Below are 14,989 nucleotides of genomic sequence, written 5' to 3'. Positions count from 1 at the left end.
CTTATTAGCAGGTTTTATATTTTAATTGTTAGCAAAAAAGCCGCTTGATAGCGGCTTTTTATTTTATTGAAGATCTTCTAAAGTTTGTTCATCTTTGGTTAAACTTGAAAAATTCATTGCAGTCTCTATCAATGCCAAATGTGAATAGGCTTGCGGAAAATTCCCAAGTAAGCGTTTGGTTTTAAAGTCAATATCTTCACTGAATAAGCCTAAATGATTACTATATGAAAGTAATTGATTAAATAACTTTTGGGCATGTTCATGCTCGCCAATTTTAAACAAACTATTTATATACCAAAAAGTACAAATGGTAAATGATGAACTTGGCAGGCCAAAATCGTCTTTGTTTTTATATCGATACAATAAACCGTCATTGCTTAATTCTTTACCAATAGCCTTCACTGTGCTAATGTATCTTGGATCTTTAGCCTCAATAAAGCCATACGGCTCCATCAATAAAACAGATGCATCCAGATCTTCCGAACCATACGATTGCGTAAAAGCTTGCTTTTTTTCATTCCAGGCATTGGCATATATGTCATTTCTAATACGTTGTTCAAGAATTTCCCATTTTTGAATTTTTGAATCTTTTTTAAGCAACATCGCTACTTGCAGTGCACGCTCAATAGCAACCCAACACAATACCTTCGAAAATGTAAAATGACGTTCTTCAGTTCTAAACTCCCATATCCCCTTATCAGGTTCCATCCAGTGTTTATTAACTACCCAAACGATTCCTTTGGTTATACTCCATAATTCCTCATCGTGCTCTATATCCGTTCTGAAATGCATCAGTTGCTGATGAATGACATCCATCAATATCCCATATATATCATTTTGTCGCTGTTCGAAAGCTGCATTACCTATTCTTACAGGTTTCGACCCTTCATATCCACTAAGATGGTCAAGGGTTCTCTCCGTAAGTTCCTTTTCTCTGTTAATACCATACATGATCTGCAGCTTCTCATCTTTATCAGGCATTAGGTCTATAATAAATCTAAGAAAACGCTTAACCATATTTTTATGACCCAACTCTGAAGATACCTTTATCACCATAGATGCATCTCGAATCCAGCAAAAACGATAATCCCAATTCCTTACTTCTCCAATGGTTTCAGGTAAAGAAGTAGTTGCTGCTGCTAATACAGCTCCGGACTTTTGATAACTTAATAATTTAAGGGTGATAGCACTTCTTTCAATCCAATCACTATATTGATCGTAGAGAGGGATCCGCTCAATCCAGTTTAACCAGTATACTTTGGTTCGTTCTAGCTCCAAATAAACACTTCTTACTGAAGGTTCAAATATTTTTTCGTGATAGGTAATTAAAAAATAGCCATTCCTGTTGAGCTTTATTTCTGTCCCTTCCAATACCTTTTTCTTATTGAAATTGGTGTAAAGGAATAAAGTATCAAAACGCTCATCGTAAGTTAAGCTGGCTATAAAATTAGATTTTTGATATGATTTGGTTCTGCCGATGGCATATTCCAATTTAGGATCGTATTTAACCCTGAAAACCGGAGATCCTGAAACAAGTTTAAAATATCGAACAACCTCTGGTGGAGAATGATACCCGCCCCTATCCTTTTTATAACGGGGCATAAAATCCCTAACTTCAAAAGCATCCGTTCCATTACTAAAACTAGTCACCAATATACTGGTGCCAGGTAAATAATATTGATCTATATGATAATCATCCGAGACAAGAATTTCAAAACTTCCTCCAATTTTACTATCCAGTAGTTTCGCAAAAACAGATGAAGAATCAAACTCGGGAAGACAACACCAATCCAAAGAGCCGTATTTAGATATCAAAGCTGCACTTCTACAGTTTCCAATTATACCATAATCTAAATTATTCATTAAATTTCTACTTTATAAGTGATTAACCGCCAATTTTTCTTTAAATTAAGGAAATTCTTAATTGTAAACCAAGATTAGTACATGAATAAAACAATTATCGTTTCCAACCGACTTCCTCTACAAGTAAAACTTGAAAATAATAAACTAGATATCAAACCCAGTGTCGGTGGTCTTGCTACCGGAATGAAAAGTGTTCATGCTGATGGTAATGGTATTTGGATTGGTTGGTCAGGTATTACCGATGAAGAACTTACGCCTGAGTTGTCTAAAGACGTACAGACAGCAGTATCCAAAGAAAAATGTGTGTCCGTTCCACTGAACCAACAAGATGTTGAAGATTTTTATTTCGGATTTAGCAATAAAGCATTATGGCCTTTATTTCATTACTTTTTGGAGTATGCCGAATTTGATAAAAATCAATGGGAGTCGTATAAAGAAGTAAATCAAAAATTTGCAGATGTTGTTTTAGCTAATGTTGAAGATGGAGATACGGTTTGGGTCCATGATTATCAACTTCTCTTGTTACCAAAACTTATTAAAGACAAAAAACCAAATACCTCAATTGGCTTCTTTTTACATATCCCATATCCATCCTATGAAATTTTCAGGGTATTCCCATGGCGTGAAGAATTACTCCATGGCATGTTAGGAGCAGATTTACTGGGGTTCCATACCTATGATTATGAACGTCATTTTTTGAGTTCTGTGAAGCGATTACTAAAACTCGAAGTTCGCTTTAACGAAATATCATATTCAGACAGAATTGTAAAAGTGGATTCTTTTCCCATGGGGATCGATTATCAAAAGTTCCACAATGCCGCCTTAAAACATGCGCAACATACCCAGGTAGAAAAAACCGAATTACATCGAAGATTAGAAGATCATATGCAATCTTCTCCTGACGCTAAAATAATTCTATCTATTGATCGATTAGATTATACCAAAGGTATTCCTAACCGTATTAAAGCTTTTGAATACTTCTTGGACAAATACCCGCAATATAGAGAAAAGGTAAGACTGGTTATGCTTGCCGTTCCTTCGCGTTCGAATGTAGATACCTACCAAAAGTTAAAAAGAGAAACTGATGAATTGGTCGGAAGGATAAATGGAAAATTTGCTACCGTTAGCTGGACCCCCATTTGGTATTTTTACCGTTCGATGCCTTTTGACAACCTTATAGATTTATACACCTCAGCAGATGTAGCCCTCATTACACCTTTACGGGATGGAATGAACCTCGTTGCAAAGGAATATATCGCAACAAGAGTTAATAATGATGGAGTATTAATCTTAAGTGAAATGGCTGGAGCATCGATAGAAATGAGCGAAGCTCTCCTTATTAACCCCACGAGTTATGAAGAAATTGCTGACGCAATAAAAAAAGCCATTGAAATGCCTGTTGAAGAGCAAAAATCGAGAAATCATATTTTACAAAAAAGATTGGCTCGTTATAGTGTCGAAAAATGGGCTGAAGAATTTTTCAAATCTTTAGATGCCACAAAAACTATTAGAGAAGCCATTGTTGCTAAAAAACTTGGAAATGGTTTAAAAACCAAACTCATTTCGAGATTTAATGATGCAAAAAGAAGACTACTGCTTTTAGATTACGATGGCACCTTAGTTGGGTTTAAAAACAACCCTCAGGAAGCCTATCCGGATAATGAACTTTTAACCTTACTCAACGATCTTAATGCAAAAGAAAATACAGACATTGTTATAATCAGTGGTCGTGATAGAGAAACTTTAAGCAAATGGCTCGGTGAAAAAGGATTTAATCTAATTACAGATCATGGCGTCTGGTTAAAACATGCTCATAAAGATTGGGAACCTTTGGAACGTATTAAAAAAGAATGGATGGGCAAAATTCTTCCAATTCTGGAAACATTTGTTGACCGCACACCGGGAACTTTTATAGAAAAGAAAAACTACTCCCTTGCATGGCATTATCGAAAAGCTGACCCTGAGTTGGCCCAAAGAAGAACTGTAGAGTTAAACACTGTTTTAACCAGTTTAATTGCAAACGATGAGCTTTCTGTATTGGAAGGTAATAAGGTGGTTGAAATTAAAAGCAGTAATGTCAATAAAGGAAGAGCAGCAAATCGATTCTTAACTGATAATGGCTACGATTTCATCATGGCTATTGGTGATGACTGGACCGATGAATATATGTTTGAGGAATTGCCGAAGGATGCCAATACCATTAAAGTCGGCTTCAAAAAAACCAAAGCTAAATACTACCTGAAAGACACCGATGAAGTACGAACCCTTCTTAATCAATTAATAGACTAACCTGAATGAAAAAGCAACTTACTTTAATTACTTTACTTTTTTCTTTAACACATTACGCCCAAACAGATACCAAAATCTACGATATCATTGATGCCGTTTCTGCGGAAAACCTAAAACATGATATCACCAAATTAGCAAACTTTGGCACCAGACATACCCTGAGTGATACTGTTTCAGATAGTAGAGGTATTGGGGCTGCACGACGATGGATAAAGTCAGCTTTTGACAAAATATCCTCAGACTGTAAAGGTTGTCTTGAAGTTTTTTACCAAAAAAACTTTATAAAACAAGGAACTAACAGCCGAATTGTTCATAATGTCTGGGTGGTTAATGTAGTTGCTATACAACGAGGCACTAAATATCCTGACAGATATGTAATTATGAGTGGTGATATTGATTCCCGTGTTTCGGACCCTAATAATTATACTTCTGATGCTCCCGGTGCCAACGATAATGCATCGGGTATGGCAGGGACTCTTGAAGCAGCACGTGTTTTATCAAAGTATCAATTTGACAGTAGCATCATCTATGTAGGTCTTTCCGGAGAAGAACAAGGTCTTTTTGGGGGTAAAGGTCTCGTGGAATATGCCAAATCAAACAATTGGGAAATTATAGGGGTTTTAAATAATGATATGATAGGAAACATCGAAGGAGTTGATGGTGTAATTGACAACAGAACATTCAGAATTTTTTCGGAACCCATACCTCCTACAGAAACCGAACGGGAACGAAATATGAGAAGATTTTATGGAGGAGAGGTAGACGGTATATCGCGACAACTTGCACGATATATACATAAAACCACCAAACACTACATGCCGGAAATGAATCCGATGATCATATATAGACTCGATCGATTTGGAAGAGGTGGACATCACAGACCATTTAACGATATGGGGTTTGCTGGTATAAGAATTATGGAAGCCCATGAAAACTACAATAGACAACATCAGGATATAAGATCTGAAAATGGAATTCAATATGGAGATGTTATAGAAGGAGTAAATTTTAGCTATGCTGAAAAATTAACAGCAGTAAATGCTATTAACCTGGCGAGCTTAGCCTGGGCTCCTCCTGCCCCTCTTAATGTGCATATCGGTGGTATTGTTGAACCTTCGGTAAAGTTAAAATGGAGTCCGCCAACAGAAGATGAAGACATTTTAGGTTATAAAATTTATTGGAGAGATACCACCTCACCAACTTGGGACCATAGCAGATTTGTGGGAAACGTAAATGAATTTAAACTTGAAGGCATTGTAATAGACAACTTCCTTTTTGGGGTAGCAACAGTTAGTAAAAACGGACATGAAAGTATCGTCACCTTTCCTTCCGGAATCCTGCGATAACCGAATCTCTTATAGAGCTAATTATCGCCCTTATACCTTAATTTCCCAAGTTCTATATTAATGGCCGTTTTTGCCAGAATTGTAAATAAAAAAGCCCCTAATGCCCAAATTCCAATAGTTACACCTATCTCTATAAGAGTAGGTGTATATTCCGCTATTTTACCATAAGGCCCGGGTATAAATCCGGGTACAATTAATCCAAAACCTTTTTCAATCCAAATTCCGATAAAAAGAAGAACACATGCAAAATAAAGTACCCTAAGATTATTTCTTAACTTATGGAAGGTAAGAATAACCGTCGCGGTAACATTCAATGTAATTGCAGTCCAAATCCAGGGTATCAATGCGCTCTTTCCATGCAATCCGAAAAATAAATAATAAGCACTTTCACTATGATGTGTCGGCGCATAAAATTCCTTGAATAATTCAGAAATAAGCATAATGAGATTTACCTGAGCCGCTACCGTAACCACCATAGCAATCTTTTTTATGGTCTTATCTTCGATCTTAAATGCTGTTGAATTCCTGATGATAGCTAATACCAAAATAATTAAAGCCGGACCGGCAGCAAATGCTGAAGCTAAAAACCGAGGCCCCAATAAGGCATTGTTCCAAAAAGGTCGGGCCTGAAGTCCTTGATACAAAAAGGCCGTTACCAGATGAATCCCAACGGCCCAAAACACAGAGATTAAGGCTCCTGGTAGATATACACTATGCTTTGCCTCCCTCCCCTGGTAATGACGAAACAAAATATAAAATGGTATACTAATATTTAGGAATAAATACCCATTTAAGACAATAACATCCCAGGTCAACATCGAACTAGGGAAATTAAATACCCCGATGCCCGGGATCATATGCCATAGTACAGACGGACCGCCCATGTCTGCAATTACGAAGGCAAGGCACATAATTAAAGCGGCTACAGCAAGTCCTTCTCCAATTAACACCGCCTGTTTAAAATCTATATCTTTTAAAACATAGGTTGGCATTACCAACATCACCGCTGCAGCTGCAACTCCAACCAGAAAGGTGAAATTTGAAATATAAAGTCCCCAGCTCACTCTGTCTGTCATTCCTGTTACACTTAACCCCTGATCTAGCTGAATGGAGTAACAATACATTCCTATCAACATTATAAAGGATAGAAACCCCATCCAGATATGATAATTTTTAGAGCCATGCGTTATGACACGCATACTGTCAACCACTAAGCTTTTAAATACTTTGAGCCTTCTCATTACAGATTCAACTTATAATTTATAACTAGTCCATGAAATACCAAAACTTGGGCTCTGTTCCCAGGTCTTCCTTTAATCGAAATACTTTCTTATTTTCTAATACCCACCTAATCGTACTGTTAGGGTCCAATAGATTGCCAAAAATTCTGGCTCCGGTCGGACAAGCCTCAACACAAGCAGGATTTTGACCCGATCTTGACCGTTGTACACAAAATGTACATTTCTCCATTACTCCTTTTTTACGAAGTCTGTTCCCTAAATAATGTTGATTCTTATTAATTTCTTCTTCCGGTACCTCAGGGGTACTCCAATTAAATCTTCTACCATCATAAGGACAAGCTGCCATACAATATCTACACCCCACACACCAGTCATAATCTACTACCACGAGGCCATCGTCTTCACGCCATGTGGCCTGTACCGGACATACATCAACACAAGGGGGATTGTCACAATGAAAACACTGAGTACCTAAATAAAAATGTCCTTCGGCAGGAACTTCGTGATAATAATTGTCGTCTGCTTCTCCAAAATCCAATCCTTTTCCATCTTTCATCTCATGAATACGTATATATTCCATTTGCGAATTACGATCTTGATTATTCTCTTTTACACAGGCCGTAACACAATCCATATATCCTTGACATTTTGAAATATTAAAAGCATACCCGAATAGTACACCTTCCTGCGCATCTTTAGATGACATTTTAATATTTTTTCCGGTTCGCAATTGATAAGATCGAACTAATCTGTCAACGGTTGCCTTTTTTTCATCATCAGTCATCAATTTGTAATTACCTTTAAATTGCTCCTCCCAATCTATTTGTGCTTTTTCCTTGGCCTCATCCCCTGCTACCATACTACAAGAAGTACTTACTGCTCCCGCTCCAATCATTAAACTGGCAGTTAACTTCCTGAAGGCGGATCTTCTGTCCATCTTCACTTCAAAAACCTGCTCAAAACCATCTTTTACTCGTTCCTCTCCAATACCGGCATTACCTCCTGAATCATGAGAGTTACAGCTACCAGATGCATTGCCGCAACCACATTTCGAAGAGGCTTTGTGTTCCTTTCCGATATTTAATGAAAACCATTTTTTATCACTCATACCTTAATGTTTTTCTTATTCAACTACTTCCTTTCTAAGACCTTTTGGGTATTGAACCTTGCTGGCCATTTAGGTTGAATTGCCGGTTGATGTGGATTATGACAATTAACACATGTCATCGAAACTCTTGGTGGTGCCCAGCCTCCAATACGTTTACCATGCGCTCCTCCTTTCCAATCCTGAAATTGATTACTATGACACTGACTACACAATTGATAACTTTTATTAAAATCAATTCTGGCCCCCGTTAGACTTTTAAGTTCATTCATATTATTTCCATCATGACAAGTAATACAGTTCATCGTTAGCTCCCTTGCATGAATCATTTTTACATCCCAATGAGCTTTTTGATATTCCTCGGAATCTGCTCCCTGCATTTGGTTCAGGGGCTTGGAATGGCATTCTGTGCAGGCATAAGACTTTATGTGTGATTTTCGCTCTGGAATTAAAAAAGAATGGGCCCCCTCCGTAACTTCAACGGTTTTTATGTCACCTAGAAACGCTTCTGATGACAAAGTTGTACCATGATAATTTTTACTCTCTGATTCAATCTTATCATTTATACTATGGTATTCACCCTCCTTATGCTTACAAGACTGAAATTGCATACCTAAAAAAAGTACACCTAGTAAACTGATTATATAATTTAAATTACTCTTCATCATTATTTCTTATAAAGATACCTATGGCTTCGGTCTCATTATTATTTAACACATGACACTGCCTACAATTAACACGTTCAGGATGAGTAACCCTTATTTCCTTTGGAGCAGCAGGACCAGCATGACAAGCCAAACAATTTTCTCTCATTTGAATTTGATGCGGTATAATTGGTGGACTTCCTTCCAAAGCATTATTTACTCCAACTGATGGTGGAAATAGTTTAACAAAATCAGTTTCCTTAAATAAAATGGTTGTTTGCTGAGAAACATGACACTGACGGCAATTCACCATTTCGGGATGTGGTGTAACAGGAGCATAGGCATTAAACTTTTGAACAAAACCTCCATTTTGATGGCATTGCAAACAAGTATTTTCACCGTAGCTAAACTCGTTTTTTACCGGGTGTGGTATACTTGGGGGAGCTCCCTGATAGGCTCTGTTATTATAGTATGTACTTAATGATCGCTGATGATTTTCGTCAATCGGCATTTGGGCATAATCAAGTGCATATTCAGAACGCTGAAAAACTCCGCTCTCTGACGGGATAATCGGAATTGTTCTGTTAGCATCTAAAGGTATGTAGGCTTCCTTCAACCCTTCCTGATAGCTATGATTCCATACGACTAAAAAAGCTGAGAAAAGAAGAACAAAAATTGATATGATACCTATTCGTTTTCTCATAACCTTAAGCTTTTTCAACTCTTACAGCACATTTCTTGTAATCAGGCTCTTTAGAAATCGGACAAAAAGAATCTAATGTAATATCATTAATGAGCATGGATTCATCAAAAAACGGAACAAAAACCTGCATAGGAGCCGGAATTCCACGCTGTTTAATGGAAGCAGGCAAAATAATTTCACCTCTCCGGGTTGTGAGCCTTACTTTATCGCCATTTTTAATTTGCATTCGCTCGGCATCATCAGGGTTTAACTCAACATATGCATGAGGCATGGCCTTATGAAGTACAGGTATTCTTCTGGTCATGGAACCCGTATGCCAGTGTTCAACTACCCGTCCGGTATTTAACCAAAATGGATATTCCTGATCAGGTTCTTCAGGTGCTGGTTCATATGGGCGTTGCCAGATTACCGCTTTACCATCAGGTTTACCATAAAAATGAAACGCCTCATTATTTGAGCATGCAGGATCATAAGTAGCATTAAAACGCCATTTAGTAGGCTTCCCTTCTACATAAGGCCACTGCATCCCCGGATTTTCTTTTAATACAGCCAGAGGAGCCATATTATGCTTTTTATTGGCGTGATGTTTACGATACTCTGTATATATCTCCTCAATATGACTTTCCTTTTTATAGTAGAATTGTTTTTCATATCCCATCCGTTTTGCCACCTCAACAATTTGCCAGGTGTCGCTCATGGCTTCACCGGGAGGGGCTACCATTTGTTCAAAATATTGGGTCCTTCGTTCAGAATTACCATACATCCCTTCCCGTTCAATCCACATCGCTGAGGGGAGTATTACATCTGCAATGTCCGTTGTTGGGGTTGGATACACATCTGAAACAACAATAAACCGACCTTCTTTCTTTGCTCCATCTCTATAGCGCTTCAACTTTGGCATTGTTACCATAGGGTTGGTTACCTGTATCCACATGAATCGAATATCTCCCCTATCTAATGCCCTGAACATTTCAACCGTATGATATGTTGGTTTGGCTGGAATATTTTCTACAGGCACATCCCATATTTTAGCGGCGAACTCTCGATGCTCTTTATTAGTTACAACCCCATGTGGAAGCTTATGTGTTAAAGTCCCCACTTCTCTTACTGTTCCGCAAGCACTTGGTTGTCCTGTTAGGGAGAAAGGGCTATTTCCTGGAGTGGAAATTTTCCCGGTCAGTAAATGAATATTATAGACAAGATTATTAATCCAGGTACCTCTTGTGTGTTGATTCATCCCCATGCACCATAAAGACATCACTTTTTTATTTGGATCTCCATAAAACGAGGCCAGATATTTAATGTCTTTTGCGGAAACACCCGAATATTTCTCTACTTTTTCCGGAGTATAATCTTCCAGAAATTTCTTGTATGCTTCAAAATCAATTTTTTCAGGTTGATCCTTAAAACTAAAATTATCCTCTAGTCCGTAACCTATATTAGTTAACCCCTTATTTATATTACAGTGTTTGGCAACAAATTCCTTATGAACCCACCCGTTGGCAATAATCTCATAACAAATGGCATTGGCTACGGCTAAATCCGTTTGAGGTAAAAATAAAATAGATTTATCAGCTGCCATGCTTGTTCTTGTGGTACGTGTTGCAAAATCAATTATTTTAACACCTCGCCTCATTCGTTGGTCTAAAAGCCTGGAAAACAAAACGGGGTGCATTTCTGCCATGTTATTACCCCACATGATAAAGACATCCGCATGATCTATATCGTCATAACATCCCATGGGCTCATCAATCCCGAATGAAGTCATAAACCCGGTAACTGCACTTGCCATACATAAACGGGCGTTAGCCTCAACATTATTGGTCCCTATACATCCCTTAAAAAGTTTTGATGCAACATATCCATCAGGAATAGTCCATTGTCCGGAACCATAAATTGAAACAGCATCCTTACCATAGTCATTAATCGTTTCCTTCATTTTAGATGCTATAAGGTCCAAAGCCTCATCCATGGATGTTTCTACATAACGTCCATTCTTCTTCACCAGCGGTTTGGTTAACCTATCCTTACCATACAAAGCCATCACGGAATGATATCCCTTCACACAACATAACCCTTTATTAACAGGAGACTTAGGGTCACCTTTAACAGCTACCGCCTTCCCATTTTCCACCCCAACTAAAACCCCACATCCAACACCGCAGAACCGACATGGTGCTTTTTTCCAATCCAAATTTCCCTTAGGAAGCCCTTCCTCTTGTTCTTCGGCAAACAAAATACCGGGAAACATTGTTGCTGCAGCTGTCATCGCAGATAATACAGCCATTTTTTTGAGAAAGCTTCTTCTATTTGTTAAAGAGGTATACATATGCCTGAATTTTAATCAATTGGTGTTTCAAAGCCAGAAACCATAGTTAATAATTTCATACTGGGAATAGCATCCAGTTTTGCTTTTAATATTTCTTCTTCTTGTTTACTTGAAGTTTCGGTTACCACAATAAGTAACTCTTCATTTTGGGCAGGAATAACTTCACATCCTTTAACACGTGATATTTCTTGGACTAAATTGTCCTTTTTACCTTTGTAAGGATGAGCTAAATAACTTATAATCGGCATGCTAGGTTGGTCGTTTTGTTTGATTCACATACAAATTACAAAAAATTAATGACGTTAAAAGATGATATTTATCACAAAACCATTTTTTTTAAATTCGCTATATTTGAAGATAAATAACGATACATAGTTCAACCTTCCCCCTTTAAAAACTATTTATTCAATGATTTCAATTTCCGAAGCATATCAGCGAGTTGCCGAAAACAGTGAGGCCCTTCCCTCTGTATGGAAAAGTGTAAAAGAAGCAGTTTCTTATTATTTAGCAGAAGATGTTATAGCTCCAATTCATATGCCGCCCTTTCCACAATCGGCCATGGACGGATATGCCCTGAACATTCACGACTCTAAAAATTACAAAGTGGTCGGCGAGATAAAAGCAGGGGATGAAAAATCCTTTCAATTACAACCGGGTGAAGCCGTAAGGATTTTTACCGGTGCAGCAGTTCCTGATACAGCGAATGCAGTAATCATGCAAGAAAAAGTATCTGAAAACAAGGACGATATTATTTTATTGAATTCTGTTTCAATAATGGAGAATATTCGTCCGGCAGGAGAACAAATTCAAAAAGGGGCAACAGCATTAACAAAAGGAACGCTTCTAACTTCAGCTGCCATAGGGTTTTTATGCTCATTAGGAATCACTAAAGTTCAAGTACACAAAAAGCCTGGCATTGCAATAGTAAGTACTGGGGATGAGCTGATAGAACCCGGACAACCATTAAGTTATGGGAAAATTTATGAAAGCAATACGGCTATGCTCCATAGCGCCCTGAATCTTCTTCATTTTAACGATGTCGAAATATATAAAGTAAAAGATGATTATATAAAGACTTTAAAACTGCTGGAATCCTTAATAAATAATTACGACCTCATTATCATCACAGGAGGTATTTCGGTTGGGGATTACGATTTTGTAGGCAAGACCTTAAAAGAATTAGAGGTCAAAGAACTATTTTATAAAGTAAAACAAAAACCAGGAAAGCCGCTTTACTTTGGAAAAAAGGATCAATCTAACATTTTTGCATTACCGGGCAATCCGGCAGCAGCTTTAAGTTGCTTTTACATTTATGTCCGGACTTGTCTAGAGTTACAATCTGGTAACAAAAATTACCACTTGGAAAAAACAGTTGCTCCTTCCGTGTCTGAATTTATAAAAAAAGGTGACAGGCCACAATTTTTAAAATCGATCTTAAACGAAAAGACCGTTACAATTCTGGAAGGACAAAGTTCAGCTATGTTACAAACTTTTGCAGTGGCAAATGCCCTGGTTTATGTCCCTGAAGAAGTTAATGAAATTAATTTGGGAGACACCGTGGAAGTTATTCTTTTACCCGTGTAATTATGAATTATAAAATTAAAAGCAGAATATGGATAGAAGTGGATGATCAGGTTCTTTTAGGGCATGGTCGGGTTGAGCTTCTAAAAGCTATAAACAAATGCGGATCTTTATCCAAGGGAGCCCGATCATTAGATATGTCCTATAAAAAAGCCTGGGATCTGGTCGATGCCATGAATAAGGCTGCTAAACAACCTTTGGTAGAGACGGCTATTGGAGGGAAAAATGGAGGAGGTGCCACTGTAACACCATATGGAACAGCACTGGTGAATGCTTTTGATGACATTAATAAAAAATGCTGGAAATTTTTAGATAACCAAACTAAAAATATTAAAGATCTATGATAGAGAATCTAATTCTGATATGGCCCTTTTTGATGTTACTTCCGGTAGTTTCCTTTTTATATGCTACAGTTGGACACGGTGGAGCGAGTGGGTATTTAGCACTTATGGCATTGTTTTCTTTTGCCCCTGAAACCATGAAACCAACAGCCTTATTATTAAACCTTTTTGTGGCTGGAATTGCATTCTATTATTACTATAAAGAAGGATATTTTAATAAAAAACTGTTCTTTTCATTCGCATTCGCTTCTATCCCCTTCGCCTTTATTGGTGGAACCATAGACCTGGATCCGGCTCTCTATAAAAAAATCCTCGGAATATTACTAATTTTCGCCATCCTCAAAATGCTGAATGTGTTTGGTAAGGAGCGCGATGAAATCAAAGAAGTTAAAATATGGCAAGGACTCATCGTTGGTGGTGCCATTGGGTTCTTTTCCGGTCTGATTGGCATTGGAGGTGGCATTATATTAAGTCCCGTTATTTTAATATTACATTGGGGTAAAATGAAGGAGGCAGCAGCTGTCTCAGCACTATTTATATGGGTGAATTCTGCGGCAGGTCTGATAGGTCAGGTCAGTACCGGGGTAACTTTAGACTTTCAGTCATTTGTATTAGTCGGTATTGCTATCATAGGTGGATTTCTCGGAGGTTACTTCGGAAGCAAAAAACTAAGCAACAACAACTTAAGATTCCTTTTGGCCTTTGTACTTGCATTAGCATCCATTAAATTATTTTTAATATAGATGATTTACAAAAACAACATAACAGGTGTGATTCTTGCAGGTGGTCGAAGTACCAGAATGGGCTTTGATAAGGGATTGATAAAACTTAATGACGAAACGTTTATCAGCCATATTAAAAAAGCGATGTCACCAATTGTAAATTCAATTCTTTTAATTAGTAATCATACCTCTCATGATGTGTTTAAAATAAACCGGCATGAAGATCTTTTTCCTGATGCTGGTCCGGTAGGTGCTATTTATACAGGATTACAGAAGTCAAATACAGCTTTCTCTCTGGTGGTAAGCTGTGATGTACCTCTAATAACAACAAGTATATTAAAATTGCTAATCGATCGCGAAGATGATTCTGATGTAATTCAATTTCAGGTTGATAGCCGTAAAATGCCATTAGTTGCTTTATATCGTAATTCTTGTGCACCTATTATGTATGAGCAATTAAAAAAGGGAGAGCGAAAATTACAATTTGTTTTAAATGATTTAAAAGTTAGAACCATTGAATTAGACAAGAAATATTGGAAAAATTTAACCAACGTGAATACAAAAGAAGAATTAGTTAAAATCAGGAATCATGATTAAGGTAAAATATTTTGGCATGCTTACCGAAATAACTCATTGTTCTGAAGAACAATTAGCGTTTTCAGGAACCACAGTTGAAGAATTGTTGAAAGTAATCGTGACGAAGCATCCTGGTTTAAAATCACTTAACTTTCAGGTGGCTCAAAATAATGACATTGTAGATCTTACTGCCAAAGTTAATGCTGATTTAATTGCTTTACTACCACCTTTTGCAGGTGGATAAAATAA

General features: G+C 37.4%; 14 protein-coding genes. 7 read left to right on the top strand and 7 right to left on the bottom strand.

Annotation, left to right across the window (positions count from 1 at the left end; genetic code table 11):
* Positions 1–63 precede the first annotated feature (63 nt).
* Complete coding sequence (locus tag BM361_RS03245) at positions 64–1,863, bottom strand: glycoside hydrolase family 15 protein (RefSeq protein WP_074976881.1); 1,800 nt, start codon at positions 1,861–1,863, stop codon at positions 64–66.
* Positions 1,864–1,944: 81 nt separating this feature from the next.
* Between BM361_RS03245 and BM361_RS03240 the strand changes: the two genes are divergently transcribed.
* Together BM361_RS03240 and BM361_RS03235 are read left to right on the top strand one after the other, a co-directional pair.
* Positions 1,945–4,152: a bifunctional alpha,alpha-trehalose-phosphate synthase (UDP-forming)/trehalose-phosphatase gene (locus tag BM361_RS03240; RefSeq protein WP_074976879.1), complete on the top strand. Its 2,208-nt coding sequence runs from the start codon at positions 1,945–1,947 to the stop codon at positions 4,150–4,152.
* A 5-nt stretch (positions 4,153–4,157) separates the two neighbouring features.
* Entirely contained in the window at positions 4,158–5,498 is a 1,341-nt protein-coding gene (locus BM361_RS03235; protein ID WP_074976878.1) for a M28 family metallopeptidase, read from the top strand.
* A gap of 17 nt (positions 5,499–5,515) precedes the next feature.
* Here the strand turns inward: BM361_RS03235 and dsrP are convergent, their stop codons facing one another.
* The 6 genes from dsrP to BM361_RS03205 are packed head-to-tail and all read right to left on the bottom strand — an operon-like array spanning position 5,516 to position 11,768.
* Positions 5,516–6,739, bottom strand: coding sequence for a sulfate reduction electron transfer complex DsrMKJOP subunit DsrP (gene dsrP, locus BM361_RS03230; protein ID WP_074976876.1), 1,224 nt, complete (start codon positions 6,737–6,739; stop codon positions 5,516–5,518).
* Positions 6,740–6,764: 25 nt separating this feature from the next.
* Positions 6,765–7,847, bottom strand: a complete 1,083-nt coding sequence (locus BM361_RS03225; protein WP_074976874.1) for a 4Fe-4S dicluster domain-containing protein — start codon at positions 7,845–7,847, stop codon at positions 6,765–6,767.
* A 23-nt stretch (positions 7,848–7,870) separates the two neighbouring features.
* Positions 7,871–8,512, bottom strand: coding sequence for a cytochrome c3 family protein (locus BM361_RS03220; protein ID WP_074976871.1), 642 nt, complete (start codon positions 8,510–8,512; stop codon positions 7,871–7,873).
* Positions 8,499–9,191 (bottom strand): multiheme c-type cytochrome, encoded by a 693-nt coding sequence (locus BM361_RS03215; protein ID WP_074977371.1) that lies wholly within the window; start codon positions 9,189–9,191, stop codon positions 8,499–8,501. Before BM361_RS03215 ends, BM361_RS03220 begins: the two co-directional genes overlap by 14 nt.
* Before the next feature lie 4 nt (positions 9,192–9,195).
* Positions 9,196–11,478, bottom strand: coding sequence for a molybdopterin-dependent oxidoreductase (locus BM361_RS03210; protein ID WP_235444265.1), 2,283 nt, complete (start codon positions 11,476–11,478; stop codon positions 9,196–9,198).
* Between the two features lie 53 nt (positions 11,479–11,531).
* Positions 11,532–11,768, bottom strand: a complete 237-nt coding sequence (locus BM361_RS03205; RefSeq protein ID WP_074976867.1) for a hypothetical protein — start codon at positions 11,766–11,768, stop codon at positions 11,532–11,534.
* A 160-nt stretch (positions 11,769–11,928) separates the two neighbouring features.
* On the opposite strand from BM361_RS03205, the gene BM361_RS03200 reads away from it, so the two are divergent.
* From BM361_RS03200 to BM361_RS03180, 5 genes are read left to right on the top strand one after another with little or no spacing between them, the layout of a single operon-like run.
* Positions 11,929–13,104, top strand: a complete 1,176-nt coding sequence (locus BM361_RS03200; protein ID WP_074976866.1) for a molybdopterin molybdotransferase MoeA — start codon at positions 11,929–11,931, stop codon at positions 13,102–13,104.
* A gap of 2 nt (positions 13,105–13,106) precedes the next feature.
* Entirely contained in the window at positions 13,107–13,445 is a 339-nt protein-coding gene (locus tag BM361_RS03195; RefSeq protein WP_038264878.1) for a winged helix-turn-helix domain-containing protein, read from the top strand.
* Complete coding sequence (locus tag BM361_RS03190) at positions 13,442–14,185, top strand: sulfite exporter TauE/SafE family protein (protein WP_074976864.1); 744 nt, start codon at positions 13,442–13,444, stop codon at positions 14,183–14,185. The genes BM361_RS03195 and BM361_RS03190 overlap by 4 nt, the downstream gene beginning before the upstream one ends.
* A complete protein-coding gene (mobA, locus tag BM361_RS03185) occupies positions 14,186–14,761 on the top strand; it encodes a molybdenum cofactor guanylyltransferase (protein ID WP_074976862.1) in 576 nt (191 codons plus the stop codon).
* The gene (locus tag BM361_RS03180; RefSeq protein ID WP_074976861.1) at positions 14,754–14,984 is read left to right on the top strand and encodes a MoaD/ThiS family protein; all 231 of its coding nucleotides are present in this window, start codon (positions 14,754–14,756) and stop codon (positions 14,982–14,984) included. The genes mobA and BM361_RS03180 overlap by 8 nt, the downstream gene beginning before the upstream one ends.
* Positions 14,985–14,989: the final 5 nt, after the last annotated feature.

This window comes from Zhouia amylolytica, from assembly GCF_900116365.1.
Lineage (GTDB): Bacteria > Bacteroidota > Bacteroidia > Flavobacteriales > Flavobacteriaceae > Zhouia > Zhouia amylolytica.
The sequence above is the reverse complement of the archived record's forward strand: the minus strand, read 5'-3'. Positions and strand labels throughout refer to the sequence as shown.